Here is a 22,875-nt window from a genome sequence, read left to right on the forward strand (position 1 = left end):
GTACTAGCGGTTCTCGTGAGTGTGCTTGCTGGCCTGTCGGTATTGGGCTTGGCGAGTCTCGTGACGCCATCGGCGAAGAGCCGGCGAATTAAGGGCTATGTGGAGCGCGCAGGCGCGGCGTCGGCGGCTGGAGAGGCCGCCGAGGGACTGACCTGGCGCGAGCGGCTGGCCGATATCGTGGTTGGCACGCTGAACCTGCGCAAATGGCTCGAGCTCGACACGATGCGCGAGAAGCTGCAGCGGGCGGGCAAGCGGGGAACCCGAGCGGAGACCATGTTCCTCATGGCGCGCTTCAGCACAGCTGTTTCGCTTGCCGTGATCGCGGCGTTCTACGCCTTCGTTTTGCATGTCCCCGATCTTCCGATGCCGGGCCCGCTTGGGATCGTGTTCTTCGCAGGCTACGTCGGGTTGAAGATCCCTGAGACGGTGCTTGACCGCGCCGCCCAGGCCCGGGCCGCGTCGATCAAGGGTGCGTGGCCCGATGCGCTCGACCTGATGCTGATCCTGGTTGAGGCGGGCAAGACCGTCGAGTTCGCCTTTCGGCGCGTGGTCATGGATATCGGCGGCCGGTCCCAACCGCTCGCCGAAGAGCTGACCATCACTCTTGCGGAGCTGACTTTCCTGCCGGAGCGGCGGCAGGCCTACGAAAACCTCGGAACGCGGACGGGGGTCTCTGAAGTCCGCAGTACCTGCATGGCTGTGATCCAGGCGGAGGAAAAGGGCACATCCCTCGGCTCGACGTTTCGAGCCCTCGCCGCCGATGGGCGCGCGGCGCGGATGGCGGCCGCCGAGAAGAAGGGCGCATCGATGGCGACCTACATGACCGTGCCCGTGATGGTCTTCTTCCTCCCCCCTCTCATCATCCTTTCGGTGATCCCCGCCCTCATCGATTTCATGAAGTGGAACTGAGCGATGAAACAGAAGCGTCAAGCATTTATGTCGCGTCTTCGCCAGGTTCTCGGGTCGGACCGCGGCAACGTCCTCGTCCTGGTCGGGCTGATTATCGCGGGCCTCATCGGGGTCGGCGGACTTGCCGTCGATTATGCGCGCGCCTCAGGCCTGTATCAGAAGCTGCAGCAGGCGACGGAAATCGCCGTTCGCGAAGCGGTGCGCGGCAAGTCGGACGCCGAGGTCAAGAACTTCGTCTACGGCCAGATGGACGCCTACATGAAGTCGCTGGGCTTTTCGTCGGCCCAGGCCAGCATCACCCTCAACCTCTCCCGGGGAGCTGATGGCGTCGTCAAGCTCACGGCCCAGACTGCGTACCAGAGCCTGTTCGGCGCCCTGTACTCCGTGGCGGGGTACACCATGGACGTGGGCGCTGCGGCAACCGCGCGGGCGCTCTGCACGCCCCCGGCGGCGCAGACGCAGTGGGTGTCCGGTTCGGGCACCTGCCCCGGCGGCCAGGTCGGAACGATCACGTTCCAGAAGGAGCAGACCCGGGCCGCCACGTGCGCCTCGGAGACCGCCACCCCGGTGTGGGGCTCCTGGACCGACACCGGCAAGCAGCAGAACGTGGTCAACACCTGCTACACGCCCTGCGTCGTGCCGGCAGACCAATACCAATGGGTGCCGTCGTCGGCTGCTTGCCCGGCGGGCTACAGCGGCACCAACACTTTCGAGGCGGAGCAGAAGCGCACGGCCTACTGCCCGAGCGCCAGCGGCACGCCTGTTTGGAACGCCTGGGTTACGACGGGCAACTGGCGGAATGGCAACTGGCAGTGCGTCCCCCCGGCGGCTCCGTGTGCCGCCCCCGCGGCGGAGAAACAGTGGGTTGATCGTTCGGCCGCATGTCCGTCTGGACAGACCGGCATGGCAATGTGGCAGGCGGAGCAGCAGCGGAGCGCCTATTGCCCGGCTTCGACGGGCAACTACCAGTGGAATGCCTGGACCGACACGGGCAGCGTCCGGAACCAGACCAACAATTGCGTCCAGAACCCCGGCGACGCGATCTGGACGGTGCCTGGCACTTATCAGTGGACCGTGCCGCCGGGCATCACGTCGATTTCGGCAGTCGCTATCGGCGGAGGCTCCGGCGGCGCCTGGACCTACAACAATGTCTCGTTCCAGTACAACGGCAGCCAAAGCTCCGTCACCGGTGGCAGCTTCACCTTGACCGCGAACGGCGGGACTAAGGTCAACGGCGGGTGTGGCGGCTCGAAGCAGGGGGGTGGTTGCGGAGGCGCTGGCTATGTCGCTCCGTCGCTGTTTGTTCAATACGTCGCCGCCGGCGGAGGTGGCGCCGGCGGGTATACTGGAGACGGCGGCAAGGGGGGCACTTCGCGGGCCAAAAATCAGGTTGCCTACGCGCCCAAGGCGGGGAGCGGCGGCGGCGGCGGCGGCGGCGATGCCGAGCTCACCAGCGCCTGCACTCCGGGCGTTACCAAGGTGGCCGGCTGTCAGGCCCAGGGCGGTGGCGGAGTGGGCCTCTACGGGCAGGGCCCCGATGGTGCGGCCGGTGGGCTGAATGGCGGCTCCGGAGGCGGGAACGGCCCCTGGTCCACTTATCAGGCGAACAGTGCAAACGGCGGCTCCTGGGGCGGTGGCGGCGGAACGGTCACGTTCGGCGCGCCGCAGCAGAGCGGGGGCGGTGGCGAGCTCAGCTGGGCGAACAACATCGCTGTCACGCCCGGCCAGGTCCTGACCGTCGTCGTGGGTGCCGGTGGCAACAATGCGCCGGTCCTGCAGGGCATCGTCTATCTCGGTATCGGCAAGGGTCAGGGCGGCGCTGTTCGCATCTTGTGGGGTGGCGGCCGCTCCTTCCCCAGCAACGCGTCGTGGTGAGGGAGGAATGCAGATGAAGCGCTTCATGGTCATTGCGATGGGCGCGGCGTCGCTCGCGCTGGCGGGATGTTCCTCGGTGCCCGGAGAGGAGGTCACGGCCCAGGCGTCGCCCGAATCTCCCGCGGGGATTATTGCGCGAGCGAAGCAGCTCGAGGCGGTGGGACAGCGAGAGCAGGCCGCGGCCGTGCTTCGCGTCGCCGTGGCGCGTGATCCTGGAAACCAGTCCCTCCGGGCGGCCTACGGCAAGAGCCTGATCGGGACGGGCGCGCTGGGCGATGCCGAGGAGGTGCTCGCCCGGGCTCACACGCCCGACAATCCCGACCCCTCGATCCTGGTGGCGCAGGGCGTTGTGGCCGCGCAGAAGGGCGACCAGGCGACGGCGCAGGCCTATTTCCGGCGGGCCCTCAACCTGCGTCCCGGAGATCCCGGCATCGAAGCGAACCTCGCTCTCAGCCTCGCCATGGGCGGCAGCAAGCAGGAGGCGGAGCAGATGGCGCGTTCTGCGGCTGGCAGCCCCGCGGCGGATGCTCGGGTGCGCCAGACGCTTGCAATGGTCCTCTCCCTGCAGGGCAAGGATGCGGAGGCCGAGGCGGTCTATCGCGAAGATCTGCCGCCGGACCAGGCCGCAAGCAACGTTTCGATGCTGAAGAAGATGCGCGCGCCGGCGAAGGGCCGCAGCGCCTGATCCAAAAACGACCGCGGGCGACGAACCGAAATTCGCCGCCCGGCCGGTTGGCTCCGTTCAGGGATAGAGCCAACGCATCAGTGTTTACCGAGAGTTGCAGAGCCGCATAGAGCCAGTTCGTGTCGGCTTATTGGGCCAGTTCGGTACCTCAGTGCCTGTGGCCGCCGATCAGGCCCGCTGGAAAGCAAAAAGGGCCGCATCGAGCGGCCCCTTTTCGTTGATGACCGGTGCTTGTCCCGTCAGGAATTGAGGCCTTCGGAGAGTTCAACGAGCTGGAAAGGGTTGGCGACGGCATCATGGATCGACAGGCGCTCCTCCACCACCTCGCCGTCGCCCTTGGCGACGAACAGGAGCGTGTCGCCCATCAAATAGAGGGTGCGGTCCGCGCGGTTCGGGTCCGCGCCCCATGACACGGACACGTCGAACCCGCCGTTGTCCACGCTATAGGTGGCGCCTCCACGCTCATAGGAGCCGTCCTCGCTTCCGAAGAGGTCCAGGGCGGCCACGATGCGCGGATCGATGCGCTGGCCCTGTAGCTGGGCGCGGAGCGTATTCACCATGCGCACGAGCTGCGCGTCTTCTTCGTCAAGATCCTCGACCGTCATCCTCGCCTCCCGCCAGCTTGATGGCCCGCAATATGCGCCCACTCGGCCTTTTGCGCCATCCGGCCGGCGCGCCTCAGAGACATGCACCGTTCGGGCTTTGCGTCAATAAGCGATTATAAACGACGATGAAGCGTGATAAGCTCGCGCCGCGCCATTCACCATGATCGAGAGGAAGTACAATGAATACGCGCCCGGGCAACCCGCGTCCCGACACCCCCGATGCACGTCGGAAGACCGATGGCCGCCCGCGCTCGCCGGCGGCAGCTGCGCCGCGCGGGCCGGAGGCGCAGGCGCGGCCGGCGGATGGCGCCGGAACCCGCCCGCAGACGGCGAAGAAGGCCTCCCAGCCCACCCGGAATGTGCCCGACCTCAACGTCCGGCAAGTCCCGAACATTGCGATCAGGGTAGAGGAGGTCCTGACCAGCAAGGACACGCTCACCGGGACTGAGGTCGCGAACACCGTCAAGGGCGTGGACATCTCCACTGGCCAGCAGCGTTACGTGACGCTGATGAGCTCCCTGCGTGCAGCGGAGATCCTGCCTGTGGCGCCTACCAGCAATGAATCGTTCGAGGAGCGGGAGGTTCGCCTCCACAACAGCTTCAACAACCGCCCCATGCTGGACCGATACAAGCCCGGCGCTGTCGTCGGCTTCGACTCCGTCTATGAGATCGAGGGCAAGCGGACGCTGTTCGCGAAATGGCCGTCCCAGGTTGCGGCGCCGGTCGCCTACGAGGAAGCCCGTGCCGGCATCATCCAGGTCGTGAACCTGATGAACAGCGGCCTTTTCCGCGCGTCCGTCATCCATCCGGACAAGGCTGTCGCGCTCAGCCCGGACTTCGGTCCGGAGATCGAGCAGATGTTCAATCCGATCGATCTCGAGAACAAGCTCGCCTCGCGCAAGATCATGATCGCGACCGAGGACAACGCCGGCCAGCAAAATCTCTACGCCCTGCCTCACCTAGTCTACCGGTCCGCGCAGGGGGGTGAGCTGGTTGATCCCGTTGGGGCTGCGGCTCGAGCGCTCTTCACCCTCGACGACACTGGCCGCGCCGATTTGAGCAGCATCGATCTCGGCATGGCCGCCCGGCGCATGATGCAGGCCTTCGTGTACGGGCAGCAGCATACGCGACAGTCCGGCATGGCCGCCGCGATCCTGGTGGGAGCACTGTCCGGACGCAGCGTTGAGGAGGCCGTGGGACGCTTCCAGTACCGGGACGAGATCCTGCCTGCCGATCTCGAGCAGGCGGCCGCCCTGGCGCACCAGATGCGAAACGGCGAGCTGCGAGCTGTTGTCGTGCCCGGCTCCACCTTTGGTGTCTTTCCGAGCGTCAAGGCACGCCTGCAGGACGGCAAGGCCGATATGGGCCTGCTCGATGACCAGAAGTGGTTCACCGGCGTCGTCGGCATCGCCACCGGCATTACCTCGCAGGAGCGCGGCTTCGCCACGCGGCCGGAGCCGCAGGTCAAGACGATCATGCCGGAAAACCCCCGGGTCCGGCACTACACCCCTTTCGGCAAGCCGCAGGGCTTGTCGGACGAGGCCGTGGCCGCGATCGCGATCGCGGCGGTGGCGGGCCGCGACCCGCAGTTTGCGGCGGAACGGCGCCAGGCGCCGGCCTCGCCGTCCAGCTCCATGGGGGCCTGAGCCATGTCCGCACGTCCTGAATCGGATCTTCCAGACGAGGTGGATGGAACCCTGCCGGCGGTGACGGATGGAACCTATCCCGGAAAGATCCATCCCGGCGCGCTGTGCGAGGCTCTGGGCGAGCTGGTGGAGCGGCTGAGCTTCATGCAGGCACCAGCCCTCGAGACCCATATCGAGGCCGTGCCGGCCAACGCCGACGAGGTCCGGGAGTTCTTGGCCAGCCTGGGGGCCGAGCTCGGCAGGTTCTTTGAGACGGTCCAGGCGGCCGTTGTCCAGCAGACCGAAGCGGCTGCGGCGTGGATCGAGCTCGATTCCCGCGAGCTCAACGAAGAAGTCACCTATGCCAGCACCGTCTCGACCGATGGTGGGATGAAGCAGCTTCTCGAAGGCCTCAACGGCGGCCTGGACGCGGTGGGCGAGGAGCTCGGCGCGGTGCGCAGTGAGGTCGCGGCCTATCTCGCCGATTACTACAGCCCCGAAACCGCCCCGGCCGCCGCGGCGCCGGCCCTTTGAGGTGAAGACCGATGGCAGCGATCTCATCCGTCCAGAGTGCGAAGTCGGAATTCACCGTCTCCCGGAGCCAGGTTGGCGGCAACTCGTGGACCTTCACGCCGGTAACGTCGGCTGCACGGCAGTGGGCCGTGGAGGCGACCGATTTCGGGTTGCCGGACGGAAAGGGGTCCTATTCCGTCCTGGATACCTTCGCGCCGCAGGAACTGCAGCGTCTGCACGACGAGGAGTTCGGCGTCCGCTTCGTGACGGACCACGGCCAAGATCTCATCTTGGAGGCTGCGCTTTGCATTTGGGAGGCGATGCTCGAGGCGAGGGGCGAAAACCCCGTTGAACGCGCGGCGAGGAAAGACAAGCCCGCGGAGGGAGCCGAATGGCAGGTCCAGCTGGACCAACTCTGGGAGCGGGTCGGCACAGGGCAGATGAGGTGCTACGCCGCCGACCTCGCCCCGGAGTTCCTGCACGTCTACGACGGCCTCGGGGGATCTGACACGCTCGAGGACCTGAACCTCATCCCCTATGATTGGGAATTCATCCCCGCGGTGCTCCCCCACGTCGAGTGGGAGAGTTATGGGCCCTCAATGAACATCCAGGGGGTCATCGCGGCGATGCGCGAGTTGCATACGCCGGCGCCCGACCTGGCGCCGCTGGCCGCCGGTCCGTCTGGTCCCTGAGCGACAACGGAGAGAGCCGCGATGGCCAAATTTACGGTTCGGTTCGGGGCATTGACCGACATGATCGCCAAGATCGAGGTTGATGCGCCCTCTGCCGAGGATGCCGTGCTCGTCGCACAGGGCCTCCTCGAGCCTGAAATGTTCGAGCTGCCAGACGGGGGTGCCGCGGCCCTGGTTGGCACCGAGCTTCCCATCAGTGTGGACGACGAGCACGACGACGAGATCCTTGCCTTCGACAATCCGGAGCCCAGCGATGCTGTCCGGGCCGTCGTCGAGGTGGTGCCCGGCTGGCCGCAGATGCTTGCGGATCTCGCCGAGCGGGAGGGATGGGCCCTGCAGGCCGGGGCAGCTGGAATTGCTGTCGTTGCGCTCGAGGGGGCGGGAGGGTTCACCGGCCCCTCGGCCGACGAGCAGGCCGCGGCCCATGTGGCGCGCTTTGCCGAGCTCGGGAGTGCGCTTCATGAGAAGGCACTCGAGGCAGGGCGCGTAGAGCTCGCCCTTTATGCCGCTGCGTCGCCGGCGCCGTAGCCCCGCCGCGGTCGCGGCTTTCATCCGGCTGGGAGGATCGAAACGATGATACGGTTGCCGCGCACTTCCGAGACGGCCACGGCCGCGCCCGTCGTTACGGCGGCCGATCGTGTCGCCAGGGCTTCGCTGAACCAGGCCGGCCGGCCGCCAAAGCTGCAGGCCCAGATGGCCGCCTTCGTGGACCAGCTGCGGGCAGGACCCAGCCTTGAAGAGGCAGGGGCACTGTGGAAGCTCGCGCTCGAGGGCCTGGCCGACAAGGCGGTCTCGACCCGCGTGAACTACGTGTCGCGCTACCGGACCGAGATCAAGGCCGCCCTTGGGGAGGACAGCATCTATCTGCCGGTCGCCGTTGCGCCGGACGAGTGGGTGCGCGAGGTGCAGGGCGCCCAGGTCGCGCGGGTCGCGACACTGGCCGAGTTGATGCCGGTGCCGCGCTGGCGTGAGATCGTCGAGCGCGCCCGCGACCTCCTGCAGTCGCCCGACCCGCTCGACGTGGGGATCGGGCTGATCGTCCTCACTGGCCGCAGGCCGTTGGAGGTGTTCTCGGTCGGGGATGTCCAGCGTGTCCAGCTCAACCAGGGCCCCGGCCGGGCATTCTCCCGCTGGGCCGTCATGTTCGCCGGCCAGGCCAAGACGCGCGGCGCCGAAGGCTCCCGCGCGGGCCAGGCCTTCATGATCCCGACGCTTGCGCCCGCCGGCGAGATCGTCGAGGCATTCGCCCGCCTGCGCCAGGCGGAGACGGCGGCCAGCGACCTCACGGTCGCCGCCGGCGACGTGCGCCGCATCCGGTGGGCGGACATGACGGCGGAGGATTTCAAGCGGGCCTTCTCCGATCGCGGGCTGCTGCGGCAGCAGATGCCCACGCATTTCGCCGATCTCATGCCCGAAGGTGCGGGCACGACGGCTCACACCTTTCGAGCCCTCTATGCAGAGCTCGCCTTCGAGCACTTTGCGAAGGGGCGCTTCACCAAGAACAGCTTCTTCGCCGCCGTCCTGGGCCACACCGCCAAGGATCTGGAGACCTCTTTCGCCTACATGAAATTCGCCGTGCCAGAGCACCCAGGCGACGGGGATATGGCCCTCGACACCGCGACCACCCGGCGGGACGTGCTCCGCAAGAGGATCTTCGATCGCCTGGAGGAGGTCGGTCTCCTCGAGATTGGCGACGTGCATGGCGAGGGCGACGATCCGGCGGTCTCCTCGGCCTGGAGCAAAGAGCTTCTGGCCGTCACGGAGGCCCCCTCGTTGGAACCGGAGGAGCCTGGCATTGCCGCTTCTCATCTGGACTATGGCGGAGGGCCTGGCCTCGGATGAAGTTGAGATCTGAATGGCTGCAGAGGGGTGAGCGGTGGGCCAGGATGTGACCCTGACCGTGAACGCCTGGGATGGACCTTTGCCCACGATCGGGATGTACCTGATGGCGGCTCGCGGTCGCACGGCCTATGAAATCCTCGAGTTCCGTCCCGCGCGGCCGGGCGCTCGAATGGTCGGGCGGTTCCGCTGCCGGCGGGTGGAGCGGACAGAAGTGCCGGAAGGCGCTACGGTGATAGGATGGCAGTGGGCTCAACGATAAGAAGCGGTGAAGCCGCGCGGGACTGGCCTCCGGGCGGTTCCGACCGAAGGGAGGCATTCTCCACATGAGCGATCGCAATCAGACGTTCGACTTCCCAGGGATGCGGCCGGCCCTGGTCACGGGCTGGGCCGCGCAGGAGCTCACCAAGTTTCTCGTTGCGGTCGTCGCCGTCCTCAGCCTTTGGCTGCTCGAGGTCCCGCTTCTGACCCTCGTCGATCACCTCGTGTCCGTCGCCAGCCATTCCGGTCTTCGGTTCGACGCTGCCGCGGCGGTGTCTGTGGCGACGTGGCTTGCGACCGCACTCGTGCTGGTGGTGGTGGAGGCGATGCGGTGGGCCGTGGGCACCCGTCCCGTGTCTCCGATGACGGTCCTGCTGGTGGGGCTGGTCTGCGCCTACGTGGTCAGCTGGGTGTTGATGTGGGCCACAAGCTGACGCCCTTGGAGCATCGCTGAAACGAAAAGGGCCGCCCCTGGGCGGCCCTTTTGTTGTTCTGGCACGGCTCTGCGGATCAGGCCGCGACGGGGCGGCTCTCGATGATCGCCAGGAGGAGATCGTCGTTCGAGGTGTGGGAGCCGGGCAGACGGCCGATGTTGCCGTTGTACTCGCGTCCCTCAACGCCCGTGTCACGGATCTGCAGGGAGAGGTAGATGTTGCCATTCTCCCGGTTCTTGCGCTCCCAGATCGCGCCGATCTCGATTGGCGTACCCTTGGGCGACCGCCCGAAAACCCGGTAGAGCGGGCGATTGGAATTGCGCGCGTCAGGGTCAATGTGGGCCTCGAACTGGAAGTCGCACCAGTGGGTGGCAATCCAGCCGGAGGCGTGCTCGCGCTTGTCGTCAAATTCGATGGTATTGACCTTCTGCTCCGCCATGTGTGCTCCTATCCCTATGATGAACAATGATGAGCGGCGATAAGCCGACCCAAACCAATACTAATCGTCGCTTTGGCGGTGGCAAGGGGCGCTATTCGGCGGCCGGGTCAGGCGCTCCCGGCTCTGGCGGCTGGGCGCGCTGCTGCTCGGCCGCCACCTCGCGAAACACGTCAGCAGTGATGCTCCATGCCGCCTGGGCATAGGAAGATCGCGCGTTTGCAGCACGTTGGTCGAACCGGTCCGCCGCTTGGAGAAAAGGCGTCGCGCTGGATTTCATCGTTGGACCCTTCAAAAAGGACGCGGTGAACAGGCCGTCCGCCGAGCGCCGTCACAGCCGAATATGGCCGTGCGACAAGCCGCGATCAATGATGATAAGCTATGCTGAGCGGACTTGACCGGAGATTTCGCCATGCGTTGGTCTGAGGAGCAGAGTGCCATCATCAAATCGCAGGACGAGCGCCTGGTGGTGGAAGCCAGGGCCGGCACCGGGAAGACGACCACGATGGTCGGCTACACCCGGGCGAGGGAGCGCATGAAGTATGGCTACCTCGTCTTCAACAAGGCCAACCGAGAAGACGCCCTGGAGCGCTTTCCGGAGAATGTCACGCCCTTGACCGGCCATGGTCTCGCATACAGGGCTGTCGGGTACCGCTATCGAGGGAAAGTCGGCGATCCCAAGGCCGTCGATATATCCGAGGCCTTCGGCGTCAGCTTCCAGGAGGCAGGCAAAGCTCTGGACCTGCTGAAGCGGTTCTTCAACTCGGACGAAGACAGCCTCGAGGCTGTCGCGGGCGCCTCCGAAGCGTTGCCGCTGGCGCAAGAGGTCTGGGCCGGGATGAGCAATCCCCGGAACAGAGACATTCTGATGCCCCATGACGGGTATCTGAAAATCTTCGCCCTGGAGCGGCGGCCGGTGCCGTTTGACGGGCTGATATTCGACGAGGCCCAGGACGTAAACCCGGTCACTCTCGGCATTCTCATGCGGCAGCAGAAGCCGCTGGTCGTTGTCGGAGATCCTTTTCAATCCATCTACAGCTTCAGGGGCGCGGTCAACGCCCTGCAGCAGTTCGATGGCGCGCGCCATTATCTGACGAAGAGCTACCGCTTCGGTCCGGAGGTCGCTGCAGCGGCAAACGCGGTCCTGCGGCAGTTGGGCGAGCAAAAGCTCCTGGAGGGCTGTGGGGCGTCGTCTACCGTGCAGCATGGGGCGTCGCCGGGCGGCGCCTATACGTTCCTCGCGCGCACCAACGCCGGCGTCATCCAGAAGGCGATCAACTCGCCGGGAAAGAAGCTCCACTTTGTGGGCAAGGGGGGCCTCGAGAACTATCGGATGGAACGCATCCTCGATGTCCATCGGCTCTATGCGCACACCGGCGGCGAAATCCGCGATTCCGAGATCCGGAAGCTCAAGAGCTTCGACCGGGTGGTGGCGTATGCCGAGCAGATCAACGATCCGGAGCTCAAGGCGATCATCAAACTCGTTCAAAACGAGGATGTGGTCCTTCCCCAGCGGCTGGCGGAGCTGTCGTTGCGGTCGGGACCGGCCGAGGAGGCAGATCTCGTCCTCACCACCTTGCATCGCTCGAAGGGGCTCGAGTGGGACACCGTCGAGCTCGGTGAGTGCTTCGATTGGGAGGAGTTTGCGAAAGCGCGCAGCGCCGGCAAGGTCGATGAGTACCGAGAGGAGCTGAATCTGCTGTACGTCGGCGCCACGCGGGCCCGAAAGGAACTGAACATCAACAAGACCCTGCAGGCAGCGCTCAGGGAGGCGGCCGCGGCGCCATCGGCGGCCGCTGAGAAGGTCATTCGTGTGTCCACGGCCCCGCGTGTGGAGGTGCGTCAGGTGGAGGACTGCCGCTTCCTCGGCGACATGCAGGGTGATTACGACGATGACGGGCCGCAGCCGCCCGAGGCGGTGATGGAGCCGCTTCGCCAAGTTCTCTGCGATCGCTCGTGCTTCATCGTCGAGCAGAACGGCAAGTTTGGCGTGCTGGTCGAGGAGATTGTCGAAGATGCCCAGACCGGGGGCGCGCGGGGCCTTGCCGCGCCGGTCGGGAAAATGGCCGGGTCCCATCCCGCCGCACAAGTGTGGCTCACGTCCGGCCCGCACATCGAGGCGGGATGCACCGCCGTGCGAGCCTTCATTCCGGCCGAGGCCGTGAACGCAGGCCGCATCCAGGGGCTGGCGGTCGCAATGGCCGCGCTCACCGGCCGCGATAGCCGTGCGAAGCAGGCGACCGCCGAGGCCATGTCGATGTGAAGCTGAACGCCCTTGCGCGAGGCACGGGCGGGCTTCGGCCGGTCAGGCATCCTTGCGGGGCCTCAGACATGAGAAAGGCCGCCAGGGGCGGCCTTTCGCGTTTCTGGGCCTATCTGGATGCAAGGGCTACTGGTTGGAGATCTTGTCGCCAGGTTTGCAGATGGGGGCGGTCGCCATGAAATGTACGGCGTCCTTCCAGCCGCATTCTGCGAGATAGGCCATGCCATGCGCTTCCAGATACTGGCGCTCGGTGTAGCCCCCGAAGCTCGCACGATCCGCACATGCCTCGTGGAGGCACTTGGTCTTGCGGCTCACAATCCGGGCCATGAGGACAGGCTCGCCATCCTGAATAATGCGGTTGCAGCCGCGACAGCGGTGATGGTGCGCCCGCCGGGATGCCGAGTAGATCATGGTCCAGTAGGGAGCAGGCATCTTCATGGCCGGTCCTTCACTTGGCGCGCTCAGGCCGCGGCCTGTTCAAGATGACCATCTGCCTCGCCGACCTGGCTTTCGATCTCGTCTAGGGCGGACATGGCTTCGTCGAAGGAGGAAACTGCGGCCTCGGCCGCTTGCCCCTTCTCTCCGTCCTGGAAGCTCTGAGGCATGTTGTCGTAGTATTCCTGTTCCTCATCGCGCAGCGCTTCGATGTCACTGCGCAATTCCTCGGCCGCCAGCTTGAGCCCGTCCAACCGCTTGCGAAAGTGCTCGATAGCTTTTCGGCGCTGCTTGTTCATGGTTGAGGTCTCTCGCCTCAGTTGGGCGTGATGGACGCGACTTCTCGCCCGTCGATGGTGATGGTGAGACCGGCTTCCTCACAGAGGGTGTGCGCAAGGTCTATGGCGTACCGTGGCTCGACCAAGTAGTTGCCGAATTGATCGAGGCTGGCTTCCTCATCGAAGTGCTCGGCGGCCCAATCGGCAGCTTCATCGGTACGGGGCTCGAACAACCAGAAGGAGCCGGCGTTGGTGAGATTCCAGTCGATCATCTCGGGCATGATCGACCCCTCAGCAGGACGCGCCGGCAAGCGGCACATAGGCTCGCTGGCTGCGATCCCAGATCATCCCGGCAGGCGAACCAATCTTCGCGATCAGATCTCGGGACAGGGCGAAGGTCTGGCCGCAGGCGTTTCGGATCGTGACGCAGCCGGTGGTGGCGCTGTCATCCGCCACCACGTGGTGGATGTTGAAGGCAGGGTCGCTGGGAGCGAACGGCTTGTCGGGGCCTGTCGCGTACCACCAGCCGAGATAGTTCGGGTCCATCGTGTTGGTCCTCAGTTGGAAACGCGGCGCGGATTTCGCACGGCGGTGAGAAAGTCGGCGCCCATGCCGCCGAGTGCTTCTTCGTCAAACTCGCCGTTCGACCAGGTGTCGAGATCGTGCCCGTTGCAGGCGCGGAGCACAGCGGCGGCGGCTTCCGCCTCTTCGCGGGTGATGTAGCGGGGCTCTTTCAGGAGGGCCGCAGCGGTCTTGGTGAAGTCGGACATGGGCGTCCCTCAGCTGGATTTGTGCAATAGGGCAGCGAGGCGTGCCGCGCCCTGGTCGGTCAGGATGCACAGGAGCTTCCCGCCGTCCGGACTCAGCCGGACCATCTCCTTGCCTGCCAGTGCCTTGGCGCTGCGGCCGTCAATGCCGGTGCCCGCCGCGCCCGTGACAACAGGAAGGGTGCCTCCAGCGGCACGGATCGCGGAGAGGTGGCGCAGCTCCCGTTGTTCCGTGACGTTCAGACGAGGGTTCGCCATTTGATCGTCCCTCAGTTGGAATTCACAGGCACGAGGCGTAATCGACCGAGCGAAGCACCTCGTAGTGGACCTGGAAAATCATCGGCTGGTCCCTCAGTTGGTAGTGGCTACCTGCGGCCAAGCCCGACAGCGGTGCGCGTCGAGCTGCCGGCGGTTGTTGTATTTTCAGGAACGGCCGTTCTCAGTCGGCAGCACTGCCAATATTTCATTCCAGCCCACGACAAAATCAGACCAGCCGTGGGCGCGGACAGTGGGGCAGCCATTGGGCCAAAACCCGGTGACGACGCGGGTCATCTTCTTGTAGCTGTCGCGTGTCGCAGCCTTGAATGTGATGCGGTCGCCAATGTTGAGATTTACACGTTGCATATTCTGACTCCGGGCCACGAAGGCTTCCGCCGCTATTTCACGGGTGGGAAATCCGTCCCTCAGTTGGAACCCGAAAAATGAGCCGCGCGGCCCGCTGCGCGGCGGTTGTCGGTGATCTCCAGCCCTGCTTCCGCCGCGATCCGCCGCGTGATCGCCTCGACCTGTGGCATCAGATCAGCAGAGAAAAGCACCCCACCTATCCAGAGACGGGCAACGTCATAGGTGCTGCCATCCTGCCGCTCGTCGGTGGCGAAGCTAATTTTATCAGCCATTTCCGGCAGTGTGCTCATGGTGCCTCCGGGAAGATCATCGTTGATTGCCATGGTCTTCGTACCTCCCTCAGTTGGAGGCTGGAATGGAAGCCGCGAAAGCTTCCGCCGCTTTTTCGCGGGTGGGAAAGCCGTCCAGCGCCTTGAGCGACGGTGCGTTGAAGATGATGAACCACTCGCCCGTCACAATGGCACTATCGACAATTCCGCCGAACAGTGGGTCAGGGTTGCTTAACATGCCCCCGGAATAGCTCTCGGTCCATTTCCCGTGACCAAGCGAATTGAGGGTGGAAACTGCGCTATCGGTCATTGGTCACGTCCCTTTGTTGTCCAACAAATCATTCCAAAAAAAGAATTGGCCGTCAATCGGCATTCCACCAATTCGTTCCAAAAAATGTTTCAGGCCCGACTTTCTCGTGTTAAATTGGAGATATGAGACAGCAAAAGCCTGCCATATACGGCTACGCCAGGGTGTCCACGGACGATCAGCGTCTTGATCTGCAAATGGATGCGCTGACGCGGTACGGCGTTGAAAGGGACCGAATTTTTACCGATGAGGCTTTGAGCGGAGCAACCATGAAGCGCCGCCCCGGCCTGACGGCGGCGTTCAAAGCACTAAGGCCTGGCTCAAAGCTGGTGGTTTGGAAAATCGACCGTCTTGGCCGGAATTTGTCCGAACTGATCCAGACCGCAGACCTGGTGCGAGCGAAGGGTGCGGAGCTGATTTCGCTGACGGAGCAGATCGATACATCGAGCGCCATCGGCAAGGCGATGTACCATCTGATTGGAGTATTCGCCCAGCTCGAGCGCGACATGATCGTGGAACGCACTAAGGCGGGCATTGCGGCGGCAAAAGAGAGAGGCAAAATGCCGGGCCGCCGCTCGACACTGCCGCCCGAGAAGCGAGCGATGGTGATCGATCACATGCGCAAAGGGTTCACATTTACCAAGATCGCGCCGCTGGTCGGCGTCAGTAAGTCAACTCTTTACAATAACGGGGACGATCTCCGAGCTGAATTGGCAGCCCTTGAGGCTAAAGAGATCGGCGAGAGCTGAATGAGGAGTGCTTAATGTCCGAGGTTGTCGCGAAGGCCGCCGTGCAGGCGTTGCGCTGGATTGTAGAGAACGAGCATCATGAGGGCTTCGTCCGTGGACCTCATGATGCTGCCACGGCGCTCGTCTTGGTGGGCGCTGCGCATCGCCTGGTCATCCCCTCCGGCATGACCGAGGGCTTGATGCAGCCGGCGGACTTCGACGCCACCCGCCGGATGTTCGAGCCGACCCTAGCTGGCAAAGAGCTGCTGGCTGCTTCCAACTGAGGAGGGAAAGGCGGTGATTACGCAGGACATGCTGGAGGAGTTCGAGCGGCTGGTGCCCCGGAACGAGGACGGCTTATTCTTCATGCCGATGGCGCCAGACGAGCCCTGCTTTGTCGCGCCGAGCGACGACGAGGACCGGCCTCCGCTCGGGCATGTTTTGTCTATGGAGATCGTAGAAGGGAAGCCGACAGGCCGCTCGGCGATCGTCACCTTGCGAGCCTTTTACGACGGCATCGCGGTCGCGAAGGGGGGCTGTGGCCTAATGCACATGGCTGACTTCGAGAGCCTCGTCCGAGCTGTCGTGAACGGCGACCTCCAGCCTACCTACCCCAACTGAGGAGCAAACCGTGTGGACGCAGGAGCAGAAGGACATCGCGTGGTCCTACGAAGGAACCTGCGAGAGCATCGCCGTTATCGCCCGGCGGCTGGACCTCACGGAGGAGCAGGCCGAAGACCTGATGCTCGACACGAACCTGGAACAGTGCGGCGAATGCGGCTGGTGGTGTGAGTGCGGCGAGTTGCTGGACGAAGCGAACCAGCCTGCGCCTTGTATGAGCTGCAGAGGCATCCATTAAGGAGGGACGGACAGATGTCAGAGTACCAATACTTCACCGCTGAGGAGATGTTCGCGGCGCAGCTGGCGGCGGCGGACGAAGGGAAGTGCCTGTTTTTCGAAACCGAGGACTGTGCCGAGCTGCGTAAGCGCGTGGAGGCGGCGGGCTGCCTCGTCATGCCGTGGCATATCTTCGAGCGCATTGGGGTGGCCCCTGCCATCCGTGACCGCGCGGCGGATGCGGCGGCTCGGCTCGACTTGCCTGCGCCGTGGGTGGTGTTCGATCCCTCCGATGAGGATGCCGGCTTGCTCCTGGTTGGCGATGATTTCGAGGATCTCTGCGAGAGGGCCATTTCCATCTGAGGAGCGGTTTGATGGTGACGCAAGACATGCTGGACGCCTATGGCGCGATCCGGGCGGGGCTTGGGCGGGGATGGGCCTGGCTGTTCGCCGGCGGCCTTCTCGCGGGCGCCGCGGGGCTGGCCCTCACCCTGGTGCTCGCGCTCATCCAGATGGCTTCCAGCTGAGGAGCGGATCTTGAGCTAAGAGCCGGTCCAACAACCGCACGAAGGAGGAAGAGTGATGTACGAGGCATTCGATGCTTTCCTCGCAGTCGATACATGGCATACCGGCCATCCCAGCGACGGCGAGCGATTTTATAAAGTGCTGCATGAAGTTGTGCAGAAGCCGGGGTTTAATCCGGACCAAATGGGCCAGCACATGCGCGAGAAATTGGGCGTGTCGATGGATGATGAGGATCATCCATTTAATAGCGCCATCGATCGGTACGTGGCAGCTGCATGGGCTGTGAAGGAATACTTGCAAGCGAACAGCCTTTGATTTCCGGAGCGGCTGCGCTGCGCCTGGTGGTGGTGGGTAGGCGAGTTGATCGGGGACGACGGCCGGCCGGCGACCTGCGAGAGCTGTCGTTGAATGTCTGGGGCCCGCCGGCACGGGTTCCAACTGAGGAGTGGAATTTGACGATCCCTAACATGCCATCAGCGGAAGAGACGGTCGGCTGGTCCGAGACCGCTGGGAGCGATGATCGCCAGGCAGAGTGGCGGAAGGGCGACGTGAGCGTCATCTACTCTGCTACTGGCTGGTCGGCCGACGGTTACAAGCATGCGCCCACCACCCGGCCGTTCGCGGCTCGTACCGTGGAGCATGGTATCGTTCGCTCGCCAGGAGGACGCGTGCGCGTCTTCAGCAGCTTCACCGGCGCCGCCAAGGCGGCTGAGGCCGCAGCGCGAGGCGAGATCCCTGATGAGCCGGTGGTGGATCAAAAGGCCTTGCTGTCATTGGCGCGGGTCGTGAGCAAGTGCGACCCACGTTATGTCACCCTCGCCGCGATTCGTCGCCAAGGGCTTGACGCGGACTTCGCCCGCGCTCGACGGGCCGGTCTGCTCGTGAGCGCCGGCTTCGAAACGTCGGGGGCTGCCGACGATTGGCTTAACACCGACGAGGGCCGGCGCGCGGTGTCTGCTGCGCAGGCCGGCGCCTCCAACAGAGGAGCGGGTCATGAGCGAGGTTGAGGGGCGCCTGTACCTGTCGGTGTCGCGGGAGGAGTTGGATCTCCTGCTCCGGGGCGTGGCCATGGCGGCCGCCACCGGCGCCGGGTCGGAGCTGGTGGCGCTGGGCAACGTGCTCGAAGCTCGGGCAGTCGCTGGAAAGGAGGTGGTGCAGGTCCTGAAAGGCGCCGTGCATGCCTTCCGGAGCTATCAGACCGGGACGAATGCGGCGACGGAACTCGCCGAGGGAATGGCGGACCGGTGCGGCGCCCTCCTGCTACGCCTGGCGGGCCGTGGAGATCCGTTGGCACTTGAGGCGGCTGCAGATCCTTTCCTGGGCCTGCAGGCGCTGCGCCAGGCGATGGATAAGGCCGGTTTCATCAAGCCGAAGGCTTCCAACTGAGGAGGACGGATGTCCAACGCAAAGGGAAGCCGTGACCCTGGCTTTTTCGGCCAGATCAAGGGCTCGGTGCTCTACACACCAGTCCCCTATGGGCAGCGGGAGGTACCGCTGTCGCCACAGGGCGTTTGCGACTTTGAAGCAAATCCTGCGGAGTTTGTCGCCGGACTGTTCGGGGCGAGCGTCCAAGACTACTTGGCGTGGCGAGATGAGACAAAGTTCGAGTGGGTAGAATGCTCCGCCATTCTTGATGACGGCCGAAAATGCCGCGGGGTTATCGCCGGCTCCGGGCAGCCATCTCTCCCGGGCTATTTGGCACTTCGGGATAGCTACTGCCGCGCGCACGGCGGCAGCGACGCAAAGACGAACAAGGCGCTTGTCGAGGATGCTTCGCGGCGTTGGCCGCATGGGTCCACATAGGGAGTGGGGGATGGCGTCAGCCCTGTCACCCGTCTTCGGGTTCGCGAGTGCATTGTCTGCTTTCGTGGCAGCATTCTATTGGTTCCGAGCGTCGGCAGTGCCGATCGGCCCGAGCTGGGCTGTCGGAGATCTCCCAAGTGGCCTGTCCGAGCCGGTCGATCAAAACCAGGCGTCGAACGGCTGGATTGTGGGGGTGGTCTCGGCCCTGCAGGACAGCGGGAAGCTGAATAGGCAGGGTGCGCTCTGGAGCGGCATCGCAGCTATAACCGGTGGGCTTTCGATTCTGGCTAATTCACTAGGCTGATCCGCCATCCTGCACGCCCTGGTGCTCGGCGCAGACCGGGCGGCAGGGGAGGCGTCCAGTTGATAGGAGGCGAAGGCGGTCGCGGCCGCCAAGGGCGGCAGGCGGTCTCTTATGGGGAGCTGTCCCCTAAGGCGTCTGCCAAATCGGCCTGCAAGTCCTCGAGCTCATCGCTGTCGGCATCTCCCGCCGGGAGTTTGCCGATGGCCTCCAGCCGCTCGCGAATGCGCTCTCGGGCCTGGTCCAGGCGCCGGCGGGTAGGCCGAACGGCGGCGGCGCTGGGTTCCTCATCCTCCTCCATGAGGAAGTAGTCCATGTAGGCGTGGGCAGTCTCAAGCCCCTTCCCGCCTTCATTGGAGTGTCCCAGGATGGCGCAGATGTAGCTCGGCATGGAAACTTGGCGCGAGCAGAACTGCTGATAGGCCACCGTGACGTAAAGGCTGCGGAATGAGTAGGGGGTCAGAGGTTCAGTCTCCGGCCACAGGTCGTCGAATGCCTCAGTGACGGCCTCGCGCAGTGACATCCGAAGCGCACGGCCGAATTCTTCAGCCGTCATCTTGTCCCAGCGGATGGTCTTGTAGACGGCGTCACCGGTCCGGGAGCTGACGGAAAGCCTCGTCTGCGCCTTCGGGTGCTTCCTCAGGCGCTCGTAGGCCTCCACGATCTGGCGCGCCGGCGCCAACACCGGAATGTGGTAGGCCTGGCCGTATCGCGTCCCTTCCTTCGCGCGGGTCTTCGCCTGTCCAGCGAAGAGCACCTGCCACTTCTCGAACGCTCCGGGCACGCCGTTTGGTAGGGGGCTGCGCTCGAACAGGCCTGACGTGAAGATCTCCACGGGTCGGCGGCCGGTGAGGACGATCAGGCCGATGCCGATTGCAAGTGGATCGTCCGCCTTCAGCAGCGACGTTGCGCGAGCGAGGATCTTCCGCCAGTGGCGGATGCCAACCAAGTTGCGGTGCTCGTCAAGAATTCCCGCGTTACGGGCAGAGGTGACGGTGTTTACAAGGTCAGTAGGGGAGACGACGACCTTTAGGAAATCGCTGTCATCGCCATAGACATTGCGAATATCAGCCCTGTATTTGGCGATGTAGTTGAGTTGCGTAGAATGCGCCAAATGAGTATGAAGGGCCAGTTCTTTCGCCCAGAGGTCAATAACCTCTTGCTCGCTTTCCACATCTCGCAGTCGCTGGGTAAAGGCCGCGATCGTCTCCTGGAGCCGAGGGCGCCGGCCGGCAGCATTCAACGTCGCCCTGGAGACCTTGGCGGCCGCCGGCGTCGTATCGGGTGCTGGTCCGGGCGCGAAGCTCTGCTCAACGGCAGCCGGTCGCGCGGGCTGGCGCGCGGGCGGTGCTGATCCAATCGAGGGCTCCGCAGCAATCTCCTTGCTGTCCGTCTCACCTTCCTCGCGGGCCTCTGGCAGACGAACGAAGACCAACTCTTCGAGTGTCGGGTGCTCCTCGCCAAGGACTTCGCGCGCAGCCTTGCGGTACAGGTAGATTGTTTGCTTGGCGCTGTTGCCGCTGTAGTACGCCAGAACGGCGTCACGAGCCTCTGCAAGGATCTCTCGCAACGCGGCGTCGGATTTTTTCGCCTCTCCAAGGTCGGTCTTGAATTTTTCAATAGCCCGGCGCAGGGAAGGTGGGCGGGACATGAGGGCATTTCCCCTTAATGATTGCGGATAAAATTTACCGGGTATGGGCCGTCCGGTCAATAGTATTGACCGGCCCACGCGGTTAAAATTGACCATAAGGGGGCGATGCCAGACGGCAAGCCGCGAATGCCTGCTCCGTCGTCGGGATGGAGCAACTGGTGGGGAAGTCCTATGAGCATTTGGAGCATAATTGCTTGGGGCATTTTGGGTGGTGCGTTCATCGGCATTGTCGCAAGCCTGCTGATGAAGCGTGAGTTTTGGCCGTGGTTCGGAGCCGGCTTTCTCGCCTGGCCCATCGCGGCGATCGTGTTGATTGTATCGGCGTTGGTTAAGCCACGAGAAGGGGCAAAGACCTATGCGGGAATCGGCGCGATCGTCGGCGTTGTGTTTTTGGGGGTTGGAGCTGGGTACTACTTGAGCTTGCCCGACTTCCACGAGGACGACATCGCCTCGGTGAAGGAGCAGATTCGCAGCGAGTATCTCAAAGAAAAGGGCGTCACGAAGGTGGACGTGACGATGGTGAAACTGGAAGCGAAAAAATTAGGTGGGTTTGCTGTTGTCGAAAAGCTCGGGCAGAAGTTGACCGTCACTTGCGAAGCGAACTTGGACGCTAACGGCCAAAATTTCATTTGGCGTTGCCAATAGACCGGGGGCGGCGGATGCCGCGCTCGGCCTCCTCTTGGGGCGGGCCGCCGCCGCTCCCTGTATAGGTCCTTCTCGGCATCCACGATTGAGCGCACATCGGTCAGTCGCGGGCACGAAGTGGGGTGGCGGCGCGGAGGAACATCGGCAGGTGCGCCGGCGCGACTTATAGAGCCTGGGCGCGCCCGTGCGCTGGTACTATTCAATGAACACGTCGAGACAGTGTGGAACGCGTGTGCTATGCTTGAGCATGACATATCGCGGGTGTCCTCCGCGGCGTATGCGCGGACGCGAAGACATTGCAGGAAACAGGTCTGGACGTGAGCGGCCCTGATTCATAAACACGTGAATGTCGAGGGGGGGACTGCCATGCGTTGTTGGTTAGTCGCGGTATCTACATTTTTACTTGTTGCAAGCAGCCACATCTCCTCATCTGTGGCCGATGAGGCCGACGTGCAAAAATCATACTGCAAAATTATGGCGGTGGTGGCGGAGTGGGATCGCAATGCAAAATATCAAGTGAACACCACGACGATGACAAGCAAATCTGAGCTGTCGTTCTGTCTTAGGGGTGTGAAATGCACCGTGCCTGAGAGCGTGAATTTAGCGGTAAATTTGGATCAGATACGATGTTCAAGTTTGACGGATGCCGAGAAGAAGATCGCGTTAGAACGGAGCGCAATGCATTTTCAATTTATAAGGTCACATTACATTGGACTGTTCGATCCAAAAATGATTCCAATTGAGGAAGGTGACGTATGGACGATGGGACGTGGTTCAATATACTCGCTCCAAGTCCCATACTTACAGGATCGAATGCCCTTCACCAGAAGGTACGCTGAATGGCAGGCTTGGAAAAAAAGCAATGCAGCTCTTTGGGAAGTGCAGGATCGCAAAAGAGCTGAAAATGAGCTGGTGACTTCGTACTGCCAGAAGGCTAGTTCGTTCATCTGGGAGTTCAAAGCATATCTATCCACTCGCGCATTGCAAATGTGTATTAGGGCTTTTAATTGCGAAGCAATTTGGAGAGATTATTGGTTCGTGGCAAGCTGCCCGTGGATAAAAAACGAGCAATTGCTCGAGGCATTTAGAACGCGAACCGCGGAGCTCGATGCCGCATTGAGGTACCGGGCGACAATTGAAGTCGAAGACTATGATGGTGGTGTTATGATTGAAGGGGATATATTGCCGCAAAAAATTGCGGCAAAGGTAGATTTTAACCCGCTAGTCAAATCGCCAACCTTAATGGAAATAGTTGATGGAGTGGCGGCGCGCAAAAGGGCGCGACTCCAGAGCCGGGCTCAAAGCCCGACTCCGACAGGGCGGCAGCCTGTTCCTGGCACTACAGCGGGCCCAACGAGCATTTGCTTTAACCTTTGGTATCACCCTGGGCCTGGATTGGCCCCGTCAACAAGTTTCAGATACTGTGGATCAAGTGCTGAGAGCTCGTGTGAGCTAGAACGCAAAAAGCGTAATGAGGGATCTAGGTATGGTTTGTATTCGTGTATTGTTGAATAACCGGGCCGGGCGGGAGCTATACGATCTCCTCGAGCATCGTTGAGCTCAATCGG

At 63.5% G+C, this 22,875-nt stretch carries 33 protein-coding genes; 21 read left to right on the forward strand and 12 right to left on the reverse strand.

The window, feature by feature from the left end; translation table 11 throughout:
* Positions 1-48: 48 nt before the first annotated feature.
* From V5F74_RS25190 to V5F74_RS25200, 3 genes are read left to right on the forward strand one after another with little or no spacing between them, the layout of a single operon-like run.
* A complete protein-coding gene (locus V5F74_RS25190; RefSeq protein WP_394010436.1) occupies positions 49-909 on the forward strand; it encodes a type II secretion system F family protein in 861 nt (286 codons plus the stop codon).
* 3 nt (positions 910-912) lie between these two features.
* Positions 913-2,784 carry a TadE/TadG family type IV pilus assembly protein gene (locus V5F74_RS25195; RefSeq protein WP_394010437.1) on the forward strand — a complete coding sequence of 624 codons (1,872 nt, stop codon included), beginning with the start codon at positions 913-915 and terminating at the stop codon, positions 2,782-2,784.
* Positions 2,785-2,797: 13 nt separating this feature from the next.
* The gene (locus tag V5F74_RS25200) at positions 2,798-3,469 is read left to right on the forward strand and encodes a tetratricopeptide repeat protein (protein ID WP_394010438.1); all 672 of its coding nucleotides are present in this window, start codon (positions 2,798-2,800) and stop codon (positions 3,467-3,469) included.
* Positions 3,470-3,708: 239 nt separating this feature from the next.
* On the opposite strand, the gene V5F74_RS25205 is transcribed toward V5F74_RS25200, so the two are convergent.
* Positions 3,709-4,074 (reverse strand): hypothetical protein, encoded by a 366-nt coding sequence (locus tag V5F74_RS25205; protein WP_394010439.1) that lies wholly within the window; start codon positions 4,072-4,074, stop codon positions 3,709-3,711.
* Between the two features lie 179 nt (positions 4,075-4,253).
* Here V5F74_RS25205 and V5F74_RS25210 point away from each other — a divergent pair, with 179 nt between their 5' ends.
* The 6 genes from V5F74_RS25210 (at position 4,254) to V5F74_RS25235 (ending at position 9,438) form a co-directional block, all read left to right on the forward strand.
* Positions 4,254-5,720, forward strand: a complete 1,467-nt coding sequence (locus tag V5F74_RS25210) for a hypothetical protein (RefSeq protein WP_394010440.1) — start codon at positions 4,254-4,256, stop codon at positions 5,718-5,720.
* 3 nt (positions 5,721-5,723) lie between these two features.
* A complete protein-coding gene (locus V5F74_RS25215; protein ID WP_203197093.1) occupies positions 5,724-6,233 on the forward strand; it encodes a hypothetical protein in 510 nt (169 codons plus the stop codon).
* An 11-nt stretch (positions 6,234-6,244) separates the two neighbouring features.
* Positions 6,245-6,904 carry a hypothetical protein gene (locus V5F74_RS25220; protein ID WP_394010441.1) on the forward strand — a complete coding sequence of 220 codons (660 nt, stop codon included), beginning with the start codon at positions 6,245-6,247 and terminating at the stop codon, positions 6,902-6,904.
* 21 nt (positions 6,905-6,925) lie between these two features.
* A complete protein-coding gene (locus V5F74_RS25225; protein WP_394010442.1) occupies positions 6,926-7,432 on the forward strand; it encodes a hypothetical protein in 507 nt (168 codons plus the stop codon).
* Positions 7,433-7,477: 45 nt separating this feature from the next.
* The gene (locus tag V5F74_RS25230) at positions 7,478-8,746 is read left to right on the forward strand and encodes a protelomerase family protein (protein ID WP_394010443.1); all 1,269 of its coding nucleotides are present in this window, start codon (positions 7,478-7,480) and stop codon (positions 8,744-8,746) included.
* A 323-nt stretch (positions 8,747-9,069) separates the two neighbouring features.
* Positions 9,070-9,438, forward strand: a complete 369-nt coding sequence (locus V5F74_RS25235; protein WP_394010444.1) for a hypothetical protein — start codon at positions 9,070-9,072, stop codon at positions 9,436-9,438.
* 76 nt (positions 9,439-9,514) lie between these two features.
* Here the strand turns inward: V5F74_RS25235 and V5F74_RS25240 are convergent, their stop codons facing one another.
* Entirely contained in the window at positions 9,515-9,877 is a 363-nt protein-coding gene (locus tag V5F74_RS25240) for a DUF736 family protein (RefSeq protein WP_394010445.1), read from the reverse strand.
* Positions 9,878-10,286: 409 nt separating this feature from the next.
* Here V5F74_RS25240 and V5F74_RS25245 point away from each other — a divergent pair, with 409 nt between their 5' ends.
* Positions 10,287-12,137 carry a 3'-5' exonuclease gene (locus V5F74_RS25245; protein ID WP_394010446.1) on the forward strand — a complete coding sequence of 617 codons (1,851 nt, stop codon included), beginning with the start codon at positions 10,287-10,289 and terminating at the stop codon, positions 12,135-12,137.
* A gap of 126 nt (positions 12,138-12,263) precedes the next feature.
* Here the strand turns inward: V5F74_RS25245 and V5F74_RS25250 are convergent, their stop codons facing one another.
* The 9 genes from V5F74_RS25250 to V5F74_RS25290 form a co-directional block, all read right to left on the reverse strand.
* Positions 12,264-12,575, reverse strand: coding sequence for a hypothetical protein (locus V5F74_RS25250; RefSeq protein WP_394010447.1), 312 nt, complete (start codon positions 12,573-12,575; stop codon positions 12,264-12,266).
* Between the two features lie 23 nt (positions 12,576-12,598).
* Positions 12,599-12,871, reverse strand: coding sequence for a hypothetical protein (locus V5F74_RS25255; RefSeq protein WP_394010448.1), 273 nt, complete (start codon positions 12,869-12,871; stop codon positions 12,599-12,601).
* 17 nt (positions 12,872-12,888) lie between these two features.
* Complete coding sequence (locus V5F74_RS25260; protein ID WP_394010449.1) at positions 12,889-13,131, reverse strand: hypothetical protein; 243 nt, start codon at positions 13,129-13,131, stop codon at positions 12,889-12,891.
* 10 nt (positions 13,132-13,141) lie between these two features.
* Positions 13,142-13,396, reverse strand: a complete 255-nt coding sequence (locus V5F74_RS25265; protein ID WP_203197105.1) for a hypothetical protein — start codon at positions 13,394-13,396, stop codon at positions 13,142-13,144.
* A gap of 11 nt (positions 13,397-13,407) precedes the next feature.
* Positions 13,408-13,620 (reverse strand): hypothetical protein, encoded by a 213-nt coding sequence (locus V5F74_RS25270; RefSeq protein ID WP_394010450.1) that lies wholly within the window; start codon positions 13,618-13,620, stop codon positions 13,408-13,410.
* A gap of 9 nt (positions 13,621-13,629) precedes the next feature.
* Positions 13,630-13,875: a hypothetical protein gene (locus V5F74_RS25275; protein WP_394010451.1), complete on the reverse strand. Its 246-nt coding sequence runs from the start codon at positions 13,873-13,875 to the stop codon at positions 13,630-13,632.
* A gap of 165 nt (positions 13,876-14,040) precedes the next feature.
* Positions 14,041-14,241, reverse strand: coding sequence for a hypothetical protein (locus tag V5F74_RS25280; RefSeq protein ID WP_394010452.1), 201 nt, complete (start codon positions 14,239-14,241; stop codon positions 14,041-14,043).
* Positions 14,242-14,300: 59 nt separating this feature from the next.
* Positions 14,301-14,564, reverse strand: a complete 264-nt coding sequence (locus V5F74_RS25285) for a hypothetical protein (protein WP_394010453.1) — start codon at positions 14,562-14,564, stop codon at positions 14,301-14,303.
* 16 nt (positions 14,565-14,580) lie between these two features.
* Complete coding sequence (locus tag V5F74_RS25290; protein ID WP_394010454.1) at positions 14,581-14,820, reverse strand: hypothetical protein; 240 nt, start codon at positions 14,818-14,820, stop codon at positions 14,581-14,583.
* A 122-nt stretch (positions 14,821-14,942) separates the two neighbouring features.
* Between V5F74_RS25290 and V5F74_RS25295 the strand changes: the two genes are divergently transcribed.
* From V5F74_RS25295 to V5F74_RS25335, 9 genes are all read left to right on the forward strand, one after another.
* Positions 14,943-15,566 (forward strand): recombinase family protein, encoded by a 624-nt coding sequence (locus tag V5F74_RS25295; RefSeq protein WP_394010455.1) that lies wholly within the window; start codon positions 14,943-14,945, stop codon positions 15,564-15,566.
* Between the two features lie 14 nt (positions 15,567-15,580).
* The gene (locus tag V5F74_RS25300; protein WP_394010456.1) at positions 15,581-15,829 is read left to right on the forward strand and encodes a hypothetical protein; all 249 of its coding nucleotides are present in this window, start codon (positions 15,581-15,583) and stop codon (positions 15,827-15,829) included.
* A gap of 13 nt (positions 15,830-15,842) precedes the next feature.
* Entirely contained in the window at positions 15,843-16,166 is a 324-nt protein-coding gene (locus V5F74_RS25305) for a hypothetical protein (RefSeq protein WP_394010457.1), read from the forward strand.
* Between the two features lie 10 nt (positions 16,167-16,176).
* The gene (locus tag V5F74_RS25310) at positions 16,177-16,404 is read left to right on the forward strand and encodes a hypothetical protein (RefSeq protein WP_394010458.1); all 228 of its coding nucleotides are present in this window, start codon (positions 16,177-16,179) and stop codon (positions 16,402-16,404) included.
* Between the two features lie 14 nt (positions 16,405-16,418).
* Complete coding sequence (locus V5F74_RS25315; RefSeq protein ID WP_394010459.1) at positions 16,419-16,745, forward strand: hypothetical protein; 327 nt, start codon at positions 16,419-16,421, stop codon at positions 16,743-16,745.
* 11 nt (positions 16,746-16,756) lie between these two features.
* Complete coding sequence (locus V5F74_RS25320; RefSeq protein WP_394010460.1) at positions 16,757-16,909, forward strand: hypothetical protein; 153 nt, start codon at positions 16,757-16,759, stop codon at positions 16,907-16,909.
* Between the two features lie 55 nt (positions 16,910-16,964).
* Positions 16,965-17,222 carry a hypothetical protein gene (locus V5F74_RS25325; protein ID WP_394010461.1) on the forward strand — a complete coding sequence of 86 codons (258 nt, stop codon included), beginning with the start codon at positions 16,965-16,967 and terminating at the stop codon, positions 17,220-17,222.
* A gap of 233 nt (positions 17,223-17,455) precedes the next feature.
* Complete coding sequence (locus tag V5F74_RS25330) at positions 17,456-17,914, forward strand: hypothetical protein (protein WP_394010462.1); 459 nt, start codon at positions 17,456-17,458, stop codon at positions 17,912-17,914.
* Entirely contained in the window at positions 17,901-18,293 is a 393-nt protein-coding gene (locus tag V5F74_RS25335) for a hypothetical protein (RefSeq protein WP_394010463.1), read from the forward strand. Before V5F74_RS25330 ends, V5F74_RS25335 begins: the two co-directional genes overlap by 14 nt.
* 830 nt (positions 18,294-19,123) lie before the next feature.
* Here the strand turns inward: V5F74_RS25335 and V5F74_RS25340 are convergent.
* Positions 19,124-20,662 (reverse strand): protelomerase family protein, encoded by a 1,539-nt coding sequence (locus V5F74_RS25340; protein WP_394010464.1) that lies wholly within the window; start codon positions 20,660-20,662, stop codon positions 19,124-19,126.
* A gap of 171 nt (positions 20,663-20,833) precedes the next feature.
* Between V5F74_RS25340 and V5F74_RS25345 the strand changes: the two genes are divergently transcribed.
* Both V5F74_RS25345 and V5F74_RS25350 read left to right on the forward strand, forming a co-directional pair.
* Positions 20,834-21,307: a hypothetical protein gene (locus V5F74_RS25345; RefSeq protein ID WP_394010465.1), complete on the forward strand. Its 474-nt coding sequence runs from the start codon at positions 20,834-20,836 to the stop codon at positions 21,305-21,307.
* 366 nt (positions 21,308-21,673) lie between these two features.
* Positions 21,674-22,822 carry a hypothetical protein gene (locus V5F74_RS25350; RefSeq protein ID WP_394010466.1) on the forward strand — a complete coding sequence of 383 codons (1,149 nt, stop codon included), beginning with the start codon at positions 21,674-21,676 and terminating at the stop codon, positions 22,820-22,822.
* Positions 22,823-22,875 lie beyond the last annotated feature (53 nt).

This window comes from Xanthobacter aminoxidans, from assembly GCF_043193615.1.
Lineage (GTDB): Bacteria > Pseudomonadota > Alphaproteobacteria > Rhizobiales > Xanthobacteraceae > Xanthobacter > Xanthobacter aminoxidans.

What these genes read in the sequence shown, in the direction of transcription:
- V5F74_RS25195 (WP_394010437.1), top strand. Translation starts at nt 913, where the DNA reads ATGAAACAGAAGCGTCAAGCATTTATGTCGCGTCTTCGCCAGGTTCTC.
- V5F74_RS25200 (WP_394010438.1), top strand. Translation starts at nt 2,798, where the DNA reads ATGAAGCGCTTCATGGTCATTGCGATGGGCGCGGCGTCGCTCGCGCTG.
- V5F74_RS25205 (WP_394010439.1), bottom strand. Translation starts at nt 4,074, where the DNA reads ATGACGGTCGAGGATCTTGACGAAGAAGACGCGCAGCTCGTGCGCATG.
- V5F74_RS25210 (WP_394010440.1), top strand. Translation starts at nt 4,254, where the DNA reads ATGAATACGCGCCCGGGCAACCCGCGTCCCGACACCCCCGATGCACGT.
- V5F74_RS25215 (WP_203197093.1), top strand. Translation starts at nt 5,724, where the DNA reads ATGTCCGCACGTCCTGAATCGGATCTTCCAGACGAGGTGGATGGAACC.
- V5F74_RS25220 (WP_394010441.1), top strand. Translation starts at nt 6,245, where the DNA reads ATGGCAGCGATCTCATCCGTCCAGAGTGCGAAGTCGGAATTCACCGTC.
- V5F74_RS25225 (WP_394010442.1), top strand. Translation starts at nt 6,926, where the DNA reads ATGGCCAAATTTACGGTTCGGTTCGGGGCATTGACCGACATGATCGCC.
- V5F74_RS25230 (WP_394010443.1), top strand. Translation starts at nt 7,478, where the DNA reads ATGATACGGTTGCCGCGCACTTCCGAGACGGCCACGGCCGCGCCCGTC.
- V5F74_RS25235 (WP_394010444.1), top strand. Translation starts at nt 9,070, where the DNA reads ATGAGCGATCGCAATCAGACGTTCGACTTCCCAGGGATGCGGCCGGCC.
- V5F74_RS25240 (WP_394010445.1), bottom strand. Translation starts at nt 9,877, where the DNA reads ATGGCGGAGCAGAAGGTCAATACCATCGAATTTGACGACAAGCGCGAG.
- V5F74_RS25245 (WP_394010446.1), top strand. Translation starts at nt 10,287, where the DNA reads ATGCGTTGGTCTGAGGAGCAGAGTGCCATCATCAAATCGCAGGACGAG.
- V5F74_RS25250 (WP_394010447.1), bottom strand. Translation starts at nt 12,575, where the DNA reads ATGAAGATGCCTGCTCCCTACTGGACCATGATCTACTCGGCATCCCGG.
- V5F74_RS25255 (WP_394010448.1), bottom strand. Translation starts at nt 12,871, where the DNA reads ATGAACAAGCAGCGCCGAAAAGCTATCGAGCACTTTCGCAAGCGGTTG.
- V5F74_RS25260 (WP_394010449.1), bottom strand. Translation starts at nt 13,131, where the DNA reads ATGCCCGAGATGATCGACTGGAATCTCACCAACGCCGGCTCCTTCTGG.
- V5F74_RS25265 (WP_203197105.1), bottom strand. Translation starts at nt 13,396, where the DNA reads ATGGACCCGAACTATCTCGGCTGGTGGTACGCGACAGGCCCCGACAAG.
- V5F74_RS25270 (WP_394010450.1), bottom strand. Translation starts at nt 13,620, where the DNA reads ATGTCCGACTTCACCAAGACCGCTGCGGCCCTCCTGAAAGAGCCCCGC.
- V5F74_RS25275 (WP_394010451.1), bottom strand. Translation starts at nt 13,875, where the DNA reads ATGGCGAACCCTCGTCTGAACGTCACGGAACAACGGGAGCTGCGCCAC.
- V5F74_RS25280 (WP_394010452.1), bottom strand. Translation starts at nt 14,241, where the DNA reads ATGCAACGTGTAAATCTCAACATTGGCGACCGCATCACATTCAAGGCT.
- V5F74_RS25285 (WP_394010453.1), bottom strand. Translation starts at nt 14,564, where the DNA reads ATGGCAATCAACGATGATCTTCCCGGAGGCACCATGAGCACACTGCCG.
- V5F74_RS25290 (WP_394010454.1), bottom strand. Translation starts at nt 14,820, where the DNA reads ATGACCGATAGCGCAGTTTCCACCCTCAATTCGCTTGGTCACGGGAAA.
- V5F74_RS25295 (WP_394010455.1), top strand. Translation starts at nt 14,943, where the DNA reads ATGAGACAGCAAAAGCCTGCCATATACGGCTACGCCAGGGTGTCCACG.
- V5F74_RS25300 (WP_394010456.1), top strand. Translation starts at nt 15,581, where the DNA reads ATGTCCGAGGTTGTCGCGAAGGCCGCCGTGCAGGCGTTGCGCTGGATT.
- V5F74_RS25315 (WP_394010459.1), top strand. Translation starts at nt 16,419, where the DNA reads ATGTCAGAGTACCAATACTTCACCGCTGAGGAGATGTTCGCGGCGCAG.
- V5F74_RS25320 (WP_394010460.1), top strand. Translation starts at nt 16,757, where the DNA reads ATGGTGACGCAAGACATGCTGGACGCCTATGGCGCGATCCGGGCGGGG.
- V5F74_RS25325 (WP_394010461.1), top strand. Translation starts at nt 16,965, where the DNA reads ATGTACGAGGCATTCGATGCTTTCCTCGCAGTCGATACATGGCATACC.
- V5F74_RS25335 (WP_394010463.1), top strand. Translation starts at nt 17,901, where the DNA reads ATGAGCGAGGTTGAGGGGCGCCTGTACCTGTCGGTGTCGCGGGAGGAG.
- V5F74_RS25340 (WP_394010464.1), bottom strand. Translation starts at nt 20,662, where the DNA reads ATGTCCCGCCCACCTTCCCTGCGCCGGGCTATTGAAAAATTCAAGACC.
- V5F74_RS25345 (WP_394010465.1), top strand. Translation starts at nt 20,834, where the DNA reads ATGAGCATTTGGAGCATAATTGCTTGGGGCATTTTGGGTGGTGCGTTC.
- V5F74_RS25350 (WP_394010466.1), top strand. Translation starts at nt 21,674, where the DNA reads ATGCGTTGTTGGTTAGTCGCGGTATCTACATTTTTACTTGTTGCAAGC.